The sequence below is a fragment of the Campylobacteraceae bacterium genome (assembly GCA_013215945.1).
Lineage (GTDB): Bacteria > Campylobacterota > Campylobacteria > Campylobacterales > Arcobacteraceae > NORP36.
The window spans coordinates 92,483-112,354 of record JABSOM010000013.1 but is presented as its reverse complement, the minus strand read 5'-3'; the positions used below and the strand labels follow the sequence as shown (position 1 = coordinate 112,354).

The 19,872-nt window shown below is 28.6% G+C and carries 19 protein-coding genes and 1 pseudogene; 14 read left to right on the top strand and 6 right to left on the bottom strand.

Going from position 1 to position 19,872, the window contains the following annotated elements; translation table 11 throughout:
• Positions 1-141 (bottom strand): phosphopyruvate hydratase (gene eno, locus HRT41_13260; GenBank protein ID NQY24990.1); only part of this gene is annotated, 141 nt, incomplete at its 3' end.
• 187 nt (positions 142-328) lie between these two features.
• A complete protein-coding gene (recA, locus tag HRT41_13255) occupies positions 329-1,357 on the bottom strand; it encodes a recombinase RecA (GenBank protein ID NQY24989.1) in 1,029 nt (342 codons plus the stop codon).
• A gap of 178 nt (positions 1,358-1,535) precedes the next feature.
• Here recA and HRT41_13250 point away from each other — a divergent pair, with 178 nt between their 5' ends.
• From HRT41_13250 to HRT41_13185, 14 genes are all read left to right on the top strand, one after another.
• On the top strand, positions 1,536-2,228 hold the full coding sequence (locus tag HRT41_13250; GenBank protein NQY24988.1) for a class I SAM-dependent methyltransferase: 693 nt from the start codon (positions 1,536-1,538) through the stop codon (positions 2,226-2,228).
• Positions 2,229-2,423: 195 nt separating this feature from the next.
• A complete protein-coding gene (locus HRT41_13245; GenBank protein ID NQY24987.1) occupies positions 2,424-3,125 on the top strand; it encodes an NTP transferase domain-containing protein in 702 nt (233 codons plus the stop codon).
• Between the two features lie 49 nt (positions 3,126-3,174).
• Entirely contained in the window at positions 3,175-4,473 is a 1,299-nt protein-coding gene (locus HRT41_13240; GenBank protein NQY24986.1) for a sugar kinase, read from the top strand.
• Positions 4,463-6,352, top strand: a complete 1,890-nt coding sequence (locus HRT41_13235) for an N-acetylneuraminate synthase family protein (GenBank protein NQY24985.1) — start codon at positions 4,463-4,465, stop codon at positions 6,350-6,352. Before HRT41_13240 ends, HRT41_13235 begins: the two co-directional genes overlap by 11 nt.
• Positions 6,352-7,053, top strand: coding sequence for an acylneuraminate cytidylyltransferase family protein (locus tag HRT41_13230; protein NQY24984.1), 702 nt, complete (start codon positions 6,352-6,354; stop codon positions 7,051-7,053). Before HRT41_13235 ends, HRT41_13230 begins: the two co-directional genes overlap by 1 nt.
• Positions 7,054-7,881 (top strand): hypothetical protein, encoded by an 828-nt coding sequence (locus tag HRT41_13225; GenBank protein NQY24983.1) that lies wholly within the window; start codon positions 7,054-7,056, stop codon positions 7,879-7,881.
• Positions 7,871-9,253, top strand: coding sequence for an aminotransferase class III-fold pyridoxal phosphate-dependent enzyme (locus tag HRT41_13220; GenBank protein NQY24982.1), 1,383 nt, complete (start codon positions 7,871-7,873; stop codon positions 9,251-9,253). The genes HRT41_13225 and HRT41_13220 overlap by 11 nt, the downstream gene beginning before the upstream one ends.
• The gene (locus HRT41_13215; GenBank protein ID NQY24981.1) at positions 9,246-9,674 is read left to right on the top strand and encodes a VOC family protein; all 429 of its coding nucleotides are present in this window, start codon (positions 9,246-9,248) and stop codon (positions 9,672-9,674) included. The genes HRT41_13220 and HRT41_13215 overlap by 8 nt, the downstream gene beginning before the upstream one ends.
• The gene (locus HRT41_13210; GenBank protein ID NQY24980.1) at positions 9,674-10,609 is read left to right on the top strand and encodes a class I SAM-dependent methyltransferase; all 936 of its coding nucleotides are present in this window, start codon (positions 9,674-9,676) and stop codon (positions 10,607-10,609) included. The genes HRT41_13215 and HRT41_13210 overlap by 1 nt, the downstream gene beginning before the upstream one ends.
• A gap of 14 nt (positions 10,610-10,623) precedes the next feature.
• Positions 10,624-11,433, top strand: coding sequence for a sugar phosphate isomerase/epimerase (locus HRT41_13205; GenBank protein NQY24979.1), 810 nt, complete (start codon positions 10,624-10,626; stop codon positions 11,431-11,433).
• Positions 11,434-12,150 carry an SDR family oxidoreductase gene (locus HRT41_13200; protein NQY24978.1) on the top strand — a complete coding sequence of 239 codons (717 nt, stop codon included), beginning with the start codon at positions 11,434-11,436 and terminating at the stop codon, positions 12,148-12,150. It abuts the gene before it with no gap.
• Positions 12,151-12,158: 8 nt separating this feature from the next.
• The gene (locus tag HRT41_13195) at positions 12,159-12,986 is read left to right on the top strand and encodes an SDR family oxidoreductase (GenBank protein NQY24977.1); all 828 of its coding nucleotides are present in this window, start codon (positions 12,159-12,161) and stop codon (positions 12,984-12,986) included.
• A complete protein-coding gene (locus tag HRT41_13190) occupies positions 12,983-13,765 on the top strand; it encodes a carbon-nitrogen family hydrolase (protein NQY24976.1) in 783 nt (260 codons plus the stop codon). The genes HRT41_13195 and HRT41_13190 overlap by 4 nt, the downstream gene beginning before the upstream one ends.
• Before the next feature lie 9 nt (positions 13,766-13,774).
• Entirely contained in the window at positions 13,775-15,778 is a 2,004-nt protein-coding gene (locus HRT41_13185; GenBank protein ID NQY24975.1) for a DUF115 domain-containing protein, read from the top strand.
• Between the two features lie 298 nt (positions 15,779-16,076).
• On the opposite strand, the gene HRT41_13180 is transcribed toward HRT41_13185, so the two are convergent.
• From HRT41_13180 to trmA, 4 genes and pseudogenes are all read right to left on the bottom strand, one after another.
• Positions 16,077-16,631, bottom strand: a complete 555-nt coding sequence (locus HRT41_13180; protein ID NQY24974.1) for a hypothetical protein — start codon at positions 16,629-16,631, stop codon at positions 16,077-16,079.
• 1,125 nt (positions 16,632-17,756) lie between these two features.
• Positions 17,757-18,287: pseudogene (locus tag HRT41_13175) on the bottom strand (flagellin).
• Positions 18,288-18,450: 163 nt separating this feature from the next.
• A complete protein-coding gene (locus HRT41_13170; protein ID NQY24973.1) occupies positions 18,451-18,660 on the bottom strand; it encodes a hypothetical protein in 210 nt (69 codons plus the stop codon).
• A 56-nt stretch (positions 18,661-18,716) separates the two neighbouring features.
• On the bottom strand, positions 18,717-19,835 hold the full coding sequence (gene trmA, locus HRT41_13165; protein ID NQY24972.1) for a tRNA (uridine(54)-C5)-methyltransferase TrmA: 1,119 nt from the start codon (positions 19,833-19,835) through the stop codon (positions 18,717-18,719).
• Between the last annotated feature and the right edge of the window lie 37 nt (positions 19,836-19,872).

Here is a 19,872-nt window from a genome sequence, read left to right as displayed (position 1 = left end):
TTCTCTTTTTCCAGTACTAGCACCACTTGGTACAATTGCACTTTGTTTTGTTCCATCACTTAAAACAACAGTAGCTCGTACTGTTGGGTTTCCTCTGCTGTCTAAAACTTCGTCTGCGTATACATTATCAATAAATACCATGTGTTCTCCCTAAATATAGCTGTAATTTTATGCATTGTATCTAAATGTAACTGATATGTAGTTAAGAGTTTATATCATCATAATGACATAACAAATAAAAATTCATAAAAAAGTGTTGAAGGAGTATTTTTAAGTAGGTAAAACGAAGTTTTTAAACTTCGTTTTTAGAATAAATTAGGAGTATATATTAGTCGTCTTCGTTATCATCAACAGGTAGAGATTCCCCATTAACACCCATAGCATCAAGAATTCTTTTTTCAATTTCTTCTGCAATTTCTGGATTGTCTTTTAAAAATAGTTTGGAATTTTCTTTTCCTTGCCCCATTTTATGGTCACCATAAGAGAACCAAGAACCTGATTTATCAACAATATCAAGTTTAACCCCATAATCAATAAGTTCCCCTAATTTAGATATACCCTCACCAAACATAATATCAAATTCAGCAATTTTAAAAGGAGGTGCTACTTTATTTTTAACAACTTTTACTTTTACCCGGTTTCCAATAGAATTTTCACCTTGTTTAAGTGTAGCTATTCTTCTAATGTCTAAACGAACAGTTGCATAAAATTTTAATGCATTTCCACCCGTAGTAGTTTCAGGACTTCCATATCCAGTCATTCCAATTTTCATTCTAATTTGATTAATAAAAATAACGGTTACATTCATTTTATGCAATATACTGGTTATTTTTCTCAAAGCTTTTGACATTAGTCTTGCTTGAAGACCTACTTGAATATCATCCATATCTCCATCAATTTCAACTTTAGGAGTTAAAGCAGCAACAGAATCTATAATTATTAAATCAACTGCACCTGAACGAATAAGCGTTTCAAGTATGTCTAATGCTTGTTCACCATAATCAGGTTGAGAAACTAAAAGGTTATCTGTATCAACACCTAAGTTTTTAGCATAAGCCACATCCAAAGCATGCTCTGCATCAATAAAAGCACAAACACCACCTTGTTTTTGACACTCTGCAATAGCATGAAGCGTCAAAGTAGTTTTACCAGAACTCTCAGGTCCATAAATCTCAACAACTCTACCACGAGGCAATCCATGAACACCTAAAGCCATATCTAAACCCAAAGATCCAGTAGATATTACTTCAATAGGTTCAATATCTTTATCCCCTAATCGTACCAGCATCCCTTTACCAAATGCTTTATCAATTTGTTTAATAGCCAAGTCTAAAGATTTTTTCTGATTGTCATCCATTATGTTTCCTATTATTAATTCTTTTTTTGTTGTAATTCTAACAAGTTTTTTCTAAAGCCTGTATTTATATTACAATTTGTTATGTTTTTAGTCTTTCAGTTAATTAAGAGAACATGGTGAGTTGTAAAAAATAATTTATGATATAATCATTTAATTAAATAAAACTAAAAGGTAATTTTTGGAAAATCTAAATAACTATATTATGAATCATAACCCTAAAATAGATGAAGTTTTTCATCAATACAATATAGAAAATATTGGAAATGTTGTTTACTGGCTAGATTTTTTTTCTAAAGCAAAAAGTGTTAAAGGTGATGTCGTTGAATGTGGAGTAGGTAGAGGCCGTTCATTACTAACGATTGCAACATTAAATGAATTTTTAAGTAATGATGAAGGTGGAAATCGAAGAATTTATGCATATGACAGCTTTGAAGGTTTTCCTGTACCTTCAAAAGAAGATACTTCAAAAAGAAATCCTAAAGAAAAAGAATGGTCACATTCTGTTAGTGGAAAATATAAGTATTCGGTTGAATTTACTGAAAATGTATTAAGAGAAGCAGGAGTTACAAATTTTGAGAATATAGTTATTACAAAAGGATATTTCAACGAATCGTTAATTCATCATCCTAAAAGAAAGATTGCTATTTTACATGTCGATGGAGATTTATATAATTCCTATATAGATACACTTACTCATCTTTATCCTTTGGTAGAAACTGGAGGAATTGTGGTTTTTGACGACTTTCAGGCTGTAGATGGACAGGCTGATTGTTTCCCCGGAGCACGACAAGCAGTAAATGATTTCTTTGGAGAAAGAATAGCAAATTTAAAAGTTAGTTTAGCAGGAAAGTACTATTTAATAAAAGATTAAATATGTACATCAAACCTATTATATAGTATATCTAATCTTTAACATTTAGCTTAAGGCAAAAATGTATATAATATTTTTTAGACATGCAGTAAAAAATTATATAGATTGAAATCAAAATATTTACAGGATAAATTAAATGAGTGATAAACTAGATATTGGATATGAAATTTGTATAAATTTTTCTAAGATAATATTATGACAATATTAATCCTTGCAGGTGGTTTTGGAACAAGATTAAAGAAAGTAGTTGCCAATGTCCCAAAACCAATGGCGGATATATGTGGAAAACCCTTTTTAACTTACCAAATAGATGCGATTAGACGCTATTACCCTCAGGAATCTATATATTTATTAACACATTATAAATCAGAAATCATTCAAGAGTATTTTCAAGAAGATAATAAGATTAGAGTTATAGAAGAAAAAGATCCATTAGGTACTGGTGGAAGTATACTCAATGCAATAAAAATACTAAATTTGAATATAAATGAGACTTTGCTAATACTCAATGGTGATACTTTTTTAGAAGTGGATTTTTATAAAATTGTAAATAAATCATTTTATGATGTGACACTCCTCGCTTCTTTTCAAAAAGATTGTAGTCGATATGGGAGTCTTATTGTTTCAAAAAATGAAATTAAAGAGTTTAAGGAAAAAATAATTCACACAAAAAATGAATATATAAATGCAGGATGCTATTTCTTTAAAAATCTAAATTTTTTTTCAAAAATTAAAAACAAAAGGAATTCATTTTCAATAGAAAATGAGTTTCAAGAATACTTAAAAAACAATAAAATTGGGGTTTGTAAATACGAAGGAGTTTTTATTGATATTGGAATACCAAATGACTATGAAAAAATGAAAAAGTATATGAGTGCTAAACATGATAAAAAATAATTTTTTAATAGATGAAAAGGAATCGATAGAAGTTGCGATAAAGCAGATTATGTTAAATACAAATGGGATTGTATTTATAACAAAAAATAATAAAATTATAGGCTCAGCTACTGATGGTGACATGAGAAACGAAGTTTTAAAAGATAAAGGAATTAACACACCAATTAAAAATGTAATGAATAGAGATTTTGTATATTTATTAAAAGAAAATGCCTCAAGAGAAAATATTTTAAAACTACTAGATACAAATATAAAGGTAATCCCCATATTAAATAATGAATTGGAATTGGTTTCTATTGCATCTGAAAAAAATATAGATTGGAACAATGATTATAAAATAATATCAAAAGCTAAATCTCCAGTAAGAATAAGTTTTGCAGGTGGGGGTACAGATTTAACAACTTATTTTACTCGTGAGGATGGAGTAGTACTTAACACAACAATTAATAAATTCTCTCATGCGATTTTACAAAAAAGAAAAGATAAAAAAATCGTAATCCATTCTTATGATTTTGATATTTGTTTGCGTTTTAAGAATATAAAAGAGATTGAATACAATGGCGAACTAGATTTAATAAAATCGGTGATAAAATTGCTAAATCCTAATTTTGGCTTTGAGTTAGTAACTTATAGTGATGTTCCTACTGGCTCTGGCTTAGGTGGCTCAGCGGTTGTTTTATCTGCAATAATTGGAACATTTAATAATTTTAGAATTAATAAACTAAATTCTCATGACATTGCGGAATTAGCTTTCCAAGCGGAAAGAATAGAACTTGGTTTAAGTGGAGGCTGGCAAGACCAATATTCTACTGTTTTTGGTGGCTTTAACTTTATGGAATTTACAGAAGAAGAAAATATTATTAATCCTTTAAGAATTTCAGAAGATATATTAAATGAGTTAGAAGATTCTTTAGTACTTTGTTATTCAGGGATGAGCCATAATTCAGCTGATATTCATGATAGTCAAAAAGAAAATATGAAAAAAGAAAAAGAATTTGCTGAAATTACAAAAGAAATTGCATATAAAATGAAATCAAGACTTTTAAAAGGAAGGCTTGATGATTTTGGTGAACTCTTGCACACAGCTTGGACGGCTAAAAAGCATTTCTCCTCAAAGATTAGCAATAAATACCTAGATGATATTTATAGTTTTGCTTTAAAAAATGGTGCCTTAGGTGGAAAACTTTTAGGTGCTGGAGGTGGGGGATATTTTTTATTTTATGTACCTACTTTCAAAAAATTAAAATTTATGGCTCTTTTAAAAAACAAGGGTTACGAGATTGATACTTTTACTTTTGATGAAGTAGGATTAAGATCTTGGATTACAAAGGAAAAATATGACAATTAATAATCATAAAATTGGAAAGAATGACAAAGTATTTATAATTGCAGAAATTGGAACAAATCACAATGGTTCTTTCAAAAATGCAATTAAAATGATAAATCAAGCGAGTGAACTTGGTGTTGATTGTGTAAAATTTCAAATGAGAAATTTAAAAGAGTTATATACACAAGATGCGCTTGATATGACAAGTAGTGATCTATCTACTCAATATACAATGGGTTTATTGGAAAAGTTTGAATTGAACTTTGAGCAGTATAAAGAACTAGCAGTTTATTCAAAAAGTAAAAATCTTATTTTCATGTGTACTCCTTGGGACAAATCAAGTGCAGATTTAATTGAAACAATTGGGGTACCTGCATTTAAAACTGCATCAGCAGATATGACAAATTTCGATTTACTAGAATATTTGATTAATAAAAAATTGCCTTTGATTCTTTCAACCGGTATGAGTACAAAAGAAGAAATTGATGAAACAGTTGAGTTTTTAACAAGACATGAGGCTGATTTTGCACTATTACATTGTAACTCTACTTACCCAGCCCCCTTTAAAGATATAAACCTTCGATATATAGATAAATTAAAACAATACAATATTCCAGTAGGTTATTCTGGGCATGAACGAGGAATTGCTGTATCTATTGCAGCTGTTGCTATGGGTGCTTGTATTATTGAGAGGCACTTTACCTTGGATAGAAATATGGAAGGTCCTGATCATACGGCTAGTTTGGAATTTGATGATTTTAAAAGATTAGTTAATGGTATTCGTGAAGTTGAAATATCTTTGGGGACTTCAAAAGATAGAGTTATTACTCAAGGTGAATTGATTAATAGAGAAAACCTAGCAAAAAGTATTTATGCAAAAAGAGATATTAAAGATGGTGAAGTTTTTATAAAAGACATGTTTGAAATAAAAAGTCCAGGGCAGGGATTAAGTCCACAATATTTAAACAAAATCATTGGATATAAAGCATTACGAGATATAAAAAAAGGAAAAGCTCTTTTTAAATCTGATTTAGGTGGATTAATAAGAGCGAAAAAGACTTATAATTTTAATAGGACTTGGGCATTACCTGTACGATTTCATGATATTAATGCTTTGATGGAAAATACTAGACCAGATTCGATTGAATTTCATATGAGTTTTAAAGATTTAACTGAAGACTTATCACAATTTTTGACACGAGAATATGCTTGTGAATATATTGTTCATGCTCCAGAATTATTTGAGAATGATCACTTACTTAATTTGTGCTCAACTAATGAAGCGTATAGAAAACTATCTATTTCTCATTTGCAAAGAGTAATTGATAAAACACTAAGCATGAAAAAATATTTCCCTAAAACAAAAGTTCCTCAAGTTGTTGTTCATTGTGGAGGTTTTACAAAAGATGAAATTATGCCAAAAGAGGAAAGACCTCTTCATTATAAAAACTTGATAGCTTCAATTAAGGAACTAGATTTAACAGGAATAGAATTATTGCCTGAAAATATGGCTCCTTTTCCTTGGTTATTTGGAGGTCAACGATATCAAAATATTTTCATTGATCCAGAAGAAATCATTGCTTTTTGTGAAGAAACAGGTTTAAGAATTTGTCAAGATATTTCACATTCTCATTTAGCATGTAATAAATTTTCTTGGGATCATGTTGAATATACAAGAAAGTTAGCTCCTTATACAAATCATTATCATATTTCTGATGGAACAGGTGTTGATGGAGAAGGAATACAAGTAGGAGAAGGAAATGTGGATTTTGAGAACATTTATCCTGTTATTAATAGTTTATCTCCTAATGCTTCATTTATACCAGAAGTCTGGCAAGGGCATAAAAATAATGGGGAAGGTTTTTGGATAAGCTTAGAGAGAATGGAAGGAAAACTTTAGTGAGTAATGATTTGAAAATCCTTTGTATTATTCCAGCAAGAGCAGGAAGCAAAGGCGTTCCTAAAAAAAACATAAAATTAATAAATAATAAGCCACTTATTTCTTATAGCTTAGAGGTTGCACAAGAATCAAAATTAATAAATAAAATAATTGTGACAAGTGATTCTAAAGATATTGTTGATTTAGTGAATAAAGATATAGTATATGCCCCTTTTATAAGACCTTCCGAATTTTCACAAGATAATTCTACTGATAAAGACTATATAAAACACACTCTTAAATATTTAAAAGACAAAGAAGGTTATGTGCCAAATTATATTGTTTTATTAAGACCAACAACTCCTCTTAGAAATTATACTTTAGTTGATGAAGCAATAAATAAATTTATAGATGCAACTTCCGCTAGCAGTTTACGGTCTGCTCATTTAGTTCCTGAATCACCATTTAAATGGTTTAAAATAAAAAATGATTGTTTTGAACCTATTTGTAATGAATTTTCTTTAGAAGATACAAATAAACCAAGACAATATTTTGATGATGTTTATTTGCCAAATGGATATGTAGATGTTCTTAATTCTACTTTTAGTGATGCGGATTTATATGGAACAGATATTCTTAGCTACATTACTCCACTGAGCTATGAAATTGACTCAATAGAAGATTTTGATTATATTGAATATTTAATGAAAAAGGCTACTTAAATGAATAAACATGTAAACCTAACTTCATATGATGACGTTGAAAAATTAGATAATTTTACAGACTTAGAATTTATGAACTATTGTGATGAAAAATTATTTTTGTGTGAAAAACACTTAGCTTTTATAAAAAAAATGTTTCCTAAAAATGAAAAGATTGATATATGTGAAATTGGATCAGGAAATTCAAAGTTATTGTATAAACTAGAACAAAATAATATGATTAATAATGCTATTGGTATAGAAATTAGTAGATCTAGATATTTATTTGCAGAAAAGTTTAAAAAATATGTAAAAAGTGAAAAAGTTACTAATATAAATAAAAATATATTTAATGTTACTTTTGAAAAGAAATTTCAAATAATAGTTGGAGTTGATATTGTATTTCAACTAATTACAGCAATTCAAAATGGCTATGAAGAAAAATTATTGTCATGGATAGACAATAATTTAGATGAAAATGGATATTTAATTCTTGAATTGTGGAGTTTTGAAAGTATAATTAAACAATTACATATGAATGATAATGTGCTTCATATTTGGTCTGAATTTGCAGTTTCTGACCCCTTTAAATATGTTCTTTCAGACTTATCAATAGATAAAGATAAAAATATTATTTGGAATAAAAAGTTTATAAAAAGAGATTCTCATGGTGAATCTTTTTTCAATAATATTTTAAAGCCTTATTCTAAGGATTTAATCGTAGAGATATTAAAAAAACATAATTTCAAGGATATCAAAATATATGATTCTTGGGATAAAGAAGATGATTGTGAAAAAGATGAATATATTGTTGTTGCAAAAAAACAGGAGTTAGTAAATGAAAGTTAAATATGATCTAGAATCAAAAGATGTTACGTTAATTGAAACAAAACACAGAAAAATATGTTCTTCTATACCCCATCCTAATTCAATAAAAATTATAGAAGAGTTAAGAGAATATGAAAGTGATTCAATGCATGATCAGTTACCTCTTTTATGGAATAGTGCAATCGATTATCAGATTTTTGATGGTTATGGAAATATTTTCATTGATTTAACTGCAAGTATTTTTATTGCAAATATAGGACATTCGCATCCCAAAGTAACCAAAGCAATAAAAGATACTTGTGATAAATCTTTAATAAACAATTATTATTATCCATCACATGAAAGAAAAGATTTTGTCAAAAAATTATTATCTATCATGCCAGATCATTTAAATAGAGTAATTCTTTATTCCACAGGAGCAGAAACTACAGAAGCTTCATTTAAAATAATGCGTCAGTATGGTCATTCAATAAATAAAGAAAAAATAACAATTTTAAGTTTTGATGGATCTTTTCATGGAAAAACTACTGGTTCCCAACAACTTGGAGGAAAAACAGGTGGAAAAAATTGGATTAAAAATTTAGATACTAATATTGTTCATCTACCTTTCCCAACGTCATGGTATCTAGAAGATAGTGGTTTAAGTCCAGAAGAATTATTTAGAAGAGATATGAAGAAATTAGAAAACAAAGGAATAGTTCTTAAAAATATTGCGGGTATTATTATGGAGCCTTATCAAGGATGGGGAGCACTTTTTTATCCTAAAGAGTATATAAGTGAAATGGCTAAATGGGCAAAAGAGAATCAAGTAATAATTACAGTAGATGAAGTGCAAGCTGGTTTTGGACGAACTGGTAAACTATTTGGTTTTGAACATTATGATTTCAAACCAGATTTAGTTTGTATGGGAAAAGCAATATCATCAAGTTTACCCCTCTCTGCTATTGTAGGAAGAGAAGAGCTTCTTAACATTGATGCTTCTTTAAATAGCACTCATGGAGGTAATCCACTCGCTTGTGCAGCATCTTTAGCAGCTTTAAATGTTCTTATAGATGAAAATTTAGTACAACAATCCTATGAAAAAGGTATAATCTTACATGAAGAATTACTTGACTGGCAGAAAGAATTTCCTGAAATAATTTCTTATATAAGTACAAGAGGTCTATTATCTGCGATATTCTTTGTAAAAGAAGGAAGTAATGAACTTGATATTGAATTAGTAGATCAACTCATTTATAAAGCAATGTTAAAAGGAGTTAACTCTGTGAGAACATTAAGTGGAACTATTAAGATAGGACCTCCTTTAAGTATTCCTGTTGATGCTTTAATAGAAGCGATTAATGTATATAAAGAGTGTTTAATTGAAATTTTAGAAGAAAAAAAGAATGCTTAAATTAAGACATATTGGTATAGTTGTTCGAAACTTATCAGAATCTATATTGTTTTATCAAGATTTATTTTCTTTAGTTATAAATAAACAAATGATTGAAGAAGGAAAATATGTTGAAAATTTAGTTGGAATTAAAAATGCATCTATACATTGGGCTAAATTAGAGGCAAAAGATGGAACAATAATTGAATTATTAGAATACAAAAATAATGAACATAAAGAAAAAGATAATTATACATCAAATAGATTGGGATGTTCACATATTGCTGTTTCAGTTAAGAATATAGATGAAACATATAAAAAACTTTTGTCGTATAACTGTAAATGTAACAGTGAACCCCTTCTTTCTCCCGATGGAAAAGTAAAAGTTATGTATGCACATGATATTGATGGCACAATTTTAGAAATAGTGGAGGAGTTATAATGAGTTTATGCCCTATTTGCGAAAGTTCTAATACAGAACTTTTAACAAATAAATTAAGAAGAGGAAATGGAAAGGTCCATTTTTGCAAAAGTTGTGACTTGGGTTTCTTGCAAAAAATGATAGTTGATGCAAAAGATTATTATGATAAAGAATATAGAAAAGAATATTCGCATAAAGCAGAACTTAATCAAACAAATGCACAAGAAATGTTTGATATTTATGTAAATTATCAAGAGCAAAGACTTGTATTTTTAGAGAAATTCAGTAATGATAAAGAGTCAATTCTTGAAATAGGTGCATCTGCAGGACAATTCCTTTATCATCTTAAAGACAAGTTTAAAGAAATCAATGCAATTGAATTGGATTCAAATTGTTGTGAATTTCTTAAAAATAAATTAAATATTTCTTGCGATGAAAGATACTTGGAAAATTCTAGATTCTATAAAGAAAATCATTATAGTGCTGTTAGCGCATATCAGGTTTTAGAGCATACTTCTAATCCTCGGAGCTTTTTAAAAGATATTTATCATGTTCTTAAAAAAGGAGGAATTGCTTATGTGGAGGTTCCTAATTTGTATGATCCCTTATTATCCGTTTGGGACGTTCCTTCTTATAATAGTTTTTATTACCACAGTGCTCATAGTTTTTATTTTTCAGAAAAATCTTTGTCGAAATTAGTAAAAGAGGCAGGTTTTGAAATCCTTGATATATCTTTTACTCAAGATTATAATATCCTTAATCATTTAAATTGGATTATGAATGATAAACCTCAAGATAATTGTAAAATTGGTCTTTCTGTTCCTCAACTAAAGGGAAAAGACAAAGAAATAGTCTCATGGATAAATGAAGAAATGAATATATTAAATAAAAAATATATAGAAAAACTTTCAAAAGCTAAAAAAACATCTAATATCTTAATAGTAGTAAAAAAATGAGTACTATAGGAATAATGCAAGGTAGATTACTTCCTAAATACAAAGGTAGATATCAGGCTCATCCAGTAAATTATTGGCAAGCAGAATTCTATATTGCGAGAGATTTAGGTTTTAATCAAATAGAATTTATTTTAGACTTTAATGATGTTGAATTAAATCCTTTACTGAATAAGTCTGGAATTAAAGAAATAATGAATATTATAAAAGATACTGGAATTGAAGTAAAATCTATTTGTGCTGATTATTTTATGGAGGCTCCTTTACATTCCTCTCATAAAGAAAAAAGCTTAAAAGTACTTAAAAATCTGATTCTTAATGCAAAAGAATTAAATATTATTGATATTGTTATTCCTTGTGTAGATCAATCTAGTTTAAAATCGCAAAAAGATATGAAATCTTTTGTGCAAGCTATAAAAAGTGTTTTGCCTTTAGCTGAAGAGTTGAATATTAACATAAATTTTGAAACAGATTTGAATCCAAAAAACTTTAAAAAGCTTCTTGAAAATTTTAATTCTAAAAATATAAAAGTAAATTACGATATTGGTAATTCCTCTTCTTTAGGATATGACCCTATAGAAGAGTTTGAAGCATATGGTGAGTATATTTCTGATTTACATATAAAAGATAGGCTATTACATGGAGCTTCTGTTGAACTAGGAACAGGTAATGCCAAGTTTAAAACAGTTTTTAAACTTCTTAAAAAATATAAGTTCGCAGGTAATATTGTTATGCAGGCTGCCAAGGACGAAGAGTATATAAAAGATTTAACACTAGTGAAAAAACAAAAAAAGTTTATTACTAAATATATAAACAAGTATTTATAAATGAAAAAAGTTGCCTTTGTCACTGCTTCTCGTACTGGAATTGGAAAAAAAATAGTTAAAAAATTATTGAAAAAAAATTATATTGTATATTCAAACGGCCTAAAAAAAGATGAAAATCTAAGTTCTATGTATATTTGTGCGGATATGACAAATGAAAAAGAAATAGAAAAAAGTTTAAACAAAATCGCTCAAAAAGAAGGACGACTAGATTTAATTGTTGCAAATTTAGGTTCAGGAAAGAGTATTTCCGGATATGATGTAAATATTAACGAGTATAAAAGAGTATTTGACATTAATTTGTTTTCTTCTATATGTTTAGCTACAAAATCAATTGAATTTTTAAAACAAACAAATGGAAATATAATTTTTATTTCTTCTATTGCAGGATGTGAATATTTAGGAGCTCCACTTCCATACACTCTTGCAAAAACGGCACTTTTGAGTTTTTCAAAAGCTTTATCCTTTGAAGTAGCAAAATATAACATACGCGTTAATTGTATTTCTCCTGGTAATGTTATGTTTAAAAATAGTACCTGGGATAAAAAGATACAAGAAAATGAAAAAGAAACAAAAGAGTATATTAAAAACAACGTTCCTTTAAATGCGTTTGTAAAAGCAAACGATATAGCAAAAGCAGTTATGTTTTTGGAAAAAAGCAAGGTGATTACTGGTTCGAATATTGTTATTGATGGTGGGCAAATACAAAAAATAATATAGGATGAAAAATGATACTTAATAAATTTGATTTAAAAGATGAACTTATTGTAATTACGGGAGGTGCGGGTTTATTAGGAGCTAGATATACAAAAGCTCTTTTAGAGGCCAATGCTACAGTTATTTTATTTGATATTAATAAAACAGCATTAAAAGATGTCAAAGATAAATTTAAAAATAAATATAAGAACAAATTATTTACTTATAAAGTTGATATAACAAAAGAAAAAGAAATTTTAAAAAAGAAAAAAAAGATTTTTAAAAAATTAAATAAATATCCAAGTATTTTAATAAATAATGCAGCCATTGACCCAAAATTTGAAGAAAATAGTAAAATTAATAAATCACGATTAGAAAATTTTGAACTTAAACAATGGGACTTAGAAATATCTGTTGGCCTTACAGGTGCCATGCTTTGTAGTAAAATATTTGGTACCGAGATGGCCAAAATGAATAAAGGTGTTATCTTAAATATTTCATCAGACTTAGGTGTAATTGCCCCTGATCAGAGATTGTATGAGCAAGATAATTTAAAAGAAGAAGAACAAAATGTTAAACCAGTGACCTATTCTGTTATTAAACATGCTTTAATTGGGCTTACGAAGTATACTGCAACCTATTGGGCGCATAAAGGTGTACGATGTAATGCATTTGCTCCAGGTGGAGTATTTAACAATCATTCGGAAGAGTTCTTAAATAAAATTGCAAGCCTAATCCCAATGAAAAGAATGGCAAAATTGGATGAATATGAAGCTACAATTGTATTTTTATGTTCACCTGCAAGTTCTTATATGAATGGAGCGACATTAAATATGGATGGTGGAAGATCTATAATATGAAAATTGCTAGTATTTCTTTAAATCCATTTTGGCAAGATAAAAAATCAAGTTTTGATTTATGTCATAAATATATAAAACAAGCATCTAAAAAAAGTGTGGATTTGATTATTTTTCCAGAAATGACACTTACTGGTTTTTCAAATAATGTCAAGTTACTTGCTGAAGAAAAAGATAATAGTTCAAGCATCTTAAAATTTTCAAAACTTTCTAAAAAATTTAAAATTGCCATTGTTTTTGGAGTGGTTATTAAAATTAAGTCAAAAATATATAATCAATGTGTTTTTATAAATAAAGAAGGAAAAATTTTAGGTGATTATTCTAAAATTCACTCTTTTTCTTATGCCCAAGAAGACAAATATTTTGCTTCTGGTAAGAAAATTAGTATTATTAGTTTTAATGATTTTAAAATAGGTTTAAGTATATGTTACGACTTAAGATTTCCAGAACTTTACTCAGCTTTAGCAAAAAAAAGTGATATTATTATTAATATTGCCAGTTGGCCTAAAAAGAGAATAAATCACTGGAGAACACTTTTAAAAGCTCGTGCTATAGAGAATCAACTCTATGTTATAGGGGTAAATAGAACAGGGATTGATGGAAATAAGCTAAAGTATAATGAAAGCAGTTTATTTTACAATGCACTCGGAAAGAAAATAAAGTCAGAAAACTTTTCAAAAATGAAAATATATACATTGTTAAAAAAAGACATATTAGAATATGAAAATAATTTTAATGCTAAAAAAGATAGAAAAATCGAATTATACAAAACAATCATATAAAGGAATTAAATGTTAGAAGAAATACAAAATAATGCCATTTTGACGTATAATATGAATTTAGAGTACTTAAAAGAACATCAAAAAGACTTGTTTGAGAAAGTTCAACTTTTTGATACGGGTTTAAATATAGCTGAAATAGAAGCAAGGTATGAGCTTGAATATAAAGATAAGTATTTTGATATATATGATAAAAAAGAGAACAGCTGGTTTTATAATACTGATTCTGTTTTATATTCTTCCAAAATCTTAGATAATTTAAGTCAAGAGTCAAAAAAAAATACTTTTAAAACATTTTATGGCGTTGAATATGGTGATGAAATTGTTTCAAGAACTAAAGATATATCTATGTTATCAAGTTCTACTTTTGGTAATGCTCCTATAATTGATTATGTGAATAGACATCTTCCTTCAAAAGAAGAAATGAAAGAAATTTTTGTTTATTTAATTTTTGGTGTGGGGCTGGGACTTCATATTCCTTTACTTCAAAATAAAACAAAAGCAAAATTGCTTTATATTATTGAACCTTCCTTAGAGATATTTAGGCTGTCCTTATTTACAGTTAATTACTCAGAACTCTCTAAATCTTCCCAATTACATTTTGCTATATCAAAAAATAGTAATGAATTTAATAAACATTTTGCTTCTTTTTTATTGAAGGGTAATTTTTACACGCATTATATAAAATTTCATATGTTTTCTAATAACTGTGATATGTATGTTAATATAATCCAAAAATCTTTTGTAACCCAGCCCCATTTATTATTTTCTTATGATAGGGAATTAAAAAGTCTTTTAAGAACTTATACTTATGCACGCAAAAATTTTGCTTTTATTGACATATCGAAGCAGCAAAAACTAGCTTCTTTTAAGGACAAAGCAATACTACTTTTAGCGGCTGGTCCTTCTTTAAAGAAAAATATTGATTTTGTAATGAAAAACAAAGATAAGTTCTTTATAGTAGCTATTTATGGAATAATAGCATTTTTAGAAGAAAATAATATTGTTCCTGATATTATGGTTCAGTATGATGAATCAGAAGAAGAAACAATGAGAGCAATCAAAGAAATTAAGAATATCGATTTTTTTAATAAAACAATCTTTTTATTTTCTTCACATATTAGTAGTAACCTTCTTCATAGTTTTGATAAAAAGAATATTTTTATCTTTCAGGCAATGCATGAAGCAAAAATTGACTATGGACGGCTCACTTCTCCTTCTATAGGTGATATAACTTATTCACTTCTTCAAATTTTAGGTGCAAATTTAGTTTATTTATTAGGTCTAGATATGGCTTTTGATCCAGACACAGGTAAAAGTCATTTTGATGGATATGATAATGATCAGTCTTTTATTGGAGAAGATAAAAATAAAACAAATAATAATTATAGCCTTAGAAAAAGTACCTTTAGCGTGAAAGGAAATTTTCAAGAACTAGTAGAGACTTTAGCAGTATTTAAAGTTTCTATAGACTCAATTAATGATGTAAGTAATAAATATAAAAAATTCTCAGGTGCAAAGATGTATAATTTATCAAATGGTGCCTTTTTTGATAATGTAAAACCCTTAAATACTTCAGATATAAATACAGATAATTTAATCTTAATTAATAAAGATAAATTACGAGATGATTTGTTATTCGATTTAGAGAAAGTTTCTTCATGTGAGTTTTCTTCAGCTGAAAAGAAAAAGAACAGTGAAAAAATGGAGGCTGCCTATAAACTTAAAGAAGTATTTGATTCTTTTTATATAGGTAGAAAATATTCAAGTATGACCAAGTTTAATGATGTATTATTATTAATGCATAGTAAATTATGTGAGGAAAGTGCGTGTAATGATTTATATAGAATAATAAACAGTTACTTTTGCCATAATATTCATTATATATTCTATTTTATTAATTTAAAAGATGTACCCAATCCAAAAAAGCATATTAAAAGTTTACATAAAATTTTTTACACACAAGTGGATAAAATTATTTTAGCGTATATTGAAATTTTAAATCTAAAGGTGTAAGTTTAGAAGGGTAATTAATTGGGATTAAATTTGGAATTTATTAATACACATTTTTAATAAAATTAAAAATAGTTACATGGGACTCGGTTTTACAAATTATAGTAGTAAGATAATAAGACTTTATAAAAGATATTTTACTATTTAATTTAGTGTTCTTAGATTACTTTTGAGTAATCTAAGAATTTTTTAACAAGCTAAAATAATAGCTTATTTTACTATTTTTGATTACTATTGAAGTAATCTAAGAACATTTTCAAGGAAACCTTTATCGTAGCAGCTTACGCTACTACTTTATCGATTATTGTAATAATCTTAAAACATTTTGAGCAGCGGAATTAGCTTGACTCATCGCATATGTTCCTGCTTGAGAAATAATATTTTGTTTGTTGAAGTTTGCAGATTCTTTTGCATAATCAACATCTCTAATAATAGACTCAGCAGCTTTTACATTGGTTGATTGTGTCATTAAGTTTCTAACAGCAGATTCAACTTGATTTTGTGTTGACCCTACGTCCCCTCTATAACCATTCAGTACTGTAATAGCATCATCAACTACACTTTGGAATGAATCGGCTAACGCTTTTGTTAACTCACCTTCACCAAGAGCAGCTAAAGCACTTAATTGAAGTTTTCCATTATCCATGGTATTCGTACCATCACTTGAAATAGCTAATGTATTTCCAGTTGTAGTATCTTTATTTTCAACACTTAACGTTGTATTTGTTGAAAGTTTAATTTCTGCAGCTGCACTACCTGCACCTGCAACAACATTCCCTGCATTACCACTAACTGTAGTATCTCCACCAGCAGAAATTAATTGTCTTTCAACATTAACAACATCGGCTAGTCCCATAGAAAGAGTAACACTTCCTGTACCTAGAGTATCTTTTAATTGATACTTTGATCCTCCAAGATTAAGGAAGTTTCCTGATGATAAAATTTCTTGGGATAAAGTATCTCCCCCACCAGTTGCAGTTGTATCATCAGAAAAAGTAATAATATCTCCTGCTAGAATTGTTTGGCTGACTGTAGTACCAGTAGTACCAGTAGCTCCAGTTACTGTGAATTTAAATATATCTTTATTTGTTGCATTAACTTGATCACCTGTTGCAGCTACATCAATAATTGTAGTTGTACCTGTTAATCTGAAGACAGTAGTTCCATCAACACTAATTGCAGATTCTGTAAGACCAGTAGTAATTGCAGCATTGGTTACTGCAATACCTTGAGTGATTTTAATTGATTCGTTTAGTCCAATATTTAAATCACCTGCTGTAAAGTCTTTTTTAACAACGTAAGTACCTGTAGTCGCACCTGTAGAAAACTTACTAGTATCTTTTAATTCAAGGTCTAATAAAGAACCTGTTGTTACATTTGTTGCTGTAATAGTATCACCTGCATCAAATGTTCCACCACTTGTTCCAGAAGCAAGATTATTTAATGTTGTTACCGTAATTGTTTCACCAAGGCTAATATCTAGTGTTTCTGAACTAAGTGCTCTGAAATCTCCATCAGTACCTTTTGCAAATTTAGACGCATCATTTAATTTGTCAAATAAAGCTCCAGATGTAACACCCGAATCCAAGTTAACCATTTGTCCCGTAGCAATTACTTGAGAAGTTCCTGCACTACCAGAAGTAGAAATTTCTACAGTAGCTTGTACAGCATCAACCGTACTAAAATTAACATCTGACGCAGTTGTACCTTGTGTAGTTACCGTATATGTTCCAGAAGCATGAGTTAAATCTCCAGCAGTAACAAGTAGATCTAATACCACTTTAGTATCAGCATTTACATCTTTAATGGTCATTCCTGCAGTTAATGTTAACGCATCAACATCTCCTGTTAACGTAACATTTTCAGTTGCAACTGTACCAGAGGCATCTGTACCTTTAATAGTAATTGAACCGGCACTTGCAATAGTAAGTGTAGCACCTTGTGCAACTAAAGATCCGTCACTATAGGATTCTTTTGAACCTAATCCATCTGTATTAGATTGAACCGAAGTATTAGAAATAATATCATTTTTAGACTCACCAATTTGGAAGTTTAAATCAGCAGAAACAGCTCTATCCGTTACTGAATCTCCAGCACCACTTTGTAATAAAACATTACCATTGTAGTTTGTTTGTTCTGCAATATTATCTAGTTGTTCTAATAATTTAGAAATATCTTTTCTAATTGATTCTCTACCATCATCAGATGTAGTATCAGTATTAGCTTGAATTAATTTAGCTTTAATTGTATCAAGAATATTTGATTGCTCAGACATTGATTTATCAGCAATTTGTAATAATGTAACTGCTGAGTTACCATTTGCAATACCTTGATCAATAGAAGTACCTTGAGTTCTAAGTTTATCAGCAATTGCTAAACCAGAAGCATCATCAGCTGCTTTATTAATTTTAAGACCAGAAGATAGTTTTTCTAAAGAAGAACTTAATTTAAATTGTGTGTTTGCTGCATTTTCTTGTGCTACAAGGGAAGCAACGTTAGTATTTATTCTCATAATAAAATCCTTTTAATTATGACACATTGTGAAAAAAGTTTCTCACATCCGCTAACGTTCTCATCTTACTGAGCATAGAGTTCAAACTCTTCGGTATTAATTAATACCTAATTTAGACAAAGAGTATGACACACCAATTCTTAAAATTAGATTAAATTATGGATTATTTTTCTGTTTTTATATCTTTTATTTGGTCCATTTTTTCAATGGTATTAATATGAGAGTTTAAACGCCTTAACATAGAGTGTTTTTTTATATGCTTGGATAAGATTTTGGAATACTTTTTATAGTTTCTTGAATCTTTTTCAAAAGTAGCTAATTTTTTTTGTATTTTAAGTATATCTTCTGGTATTGAAGCTGTTTTATTTTCCAAATATCTTTTCCTTTCTTTAACTTTGTTCTTTTGTTTAAATGTTTTATGGGAGGACATTATTTTTTTACTAATATCACGCCGGATTCAATATGCTTAGTATAGGCAAATTGGTCAAACAATGCAAAGTGTGTAATGTTATGCGTTTCTTTCAAAGCAAGTAAATCTCTATGAAGCGTCTCTGGATTACAGGATACATAAATTATTTGTTGATATTCTTTACATAAAGCTCTTGTTGTATCATCTAATCCAGCACGTGGAGGATCTACAAAAATACTCTCTTTTGAAAAAGAATTTACATCCAAACCTTCTAAGCGTCTAAATTCTCTTTTTGATTCCAATGCTTTTACAAAATCTTCTGCACTCATTCTTACAAAATCAATATTAGAAACATCATTTAACTCACAGTTTCTTTTTGCGGATTTAATAGATGTTTTTGAGATTTCAGTTGCTATTATTTTATCAAATACTTTTGAAAAAGGAATGGTGAAATTTCCTCCCCCACAATACAGCTCACATAAATCCCCTTTAGTACTAGCATTGTTTAAGACCCATTCAATCATTTTTTCGTTTACTTTTGCATTGGGTTGGGTGAAACCGCCTTCTTGGTATTCAAAATGAAACGCTTTATTATTAATAGTGAGTGTTTCTTCAATATAATCGTTTGATACAATTACTTTCTGTCCTCTGCTTCGTCCTATTATTTTAATACTAAGCTCTTTTTCTAATCTTGTTGCTAACTCTAACCATTCTTCATCTAATTTTTTGTGATAAATCAAAGTAACCAACATATCTCCCGTTGTCGCATTTAAGAACTCACAGGCATAAATCTTGAATTTTAGTTTTTCATTGTTTACTATTTTTTCTAATAGTTTTGGCATTAAGTTTTTAATATCCATTGATACAATAGAACAGGTCGTGATTTCTAAGGCCCGTCTGTCATAATCGTTCATAGCATAAGAAAGAGTAGGTATATCTCCTTCATCAAAGTTTCTCCAGAATCTAAACTCTGCTCTGTTTCTAAAATTTTCATCTTTTGATTTTACAATATCAAATTCTAAAGAAGTGATATCAGAAAAACGCTCTTTTTCTCTATTTATTTTATAATTTAGTTGTTCTTCATAATTTTTATCATGTAGGGTACAGCTCCCACATTTTGAAAAATACTCACAATTCATTTTGTCCCTTGTTCTGTTTTATTACAAATGTTTACAT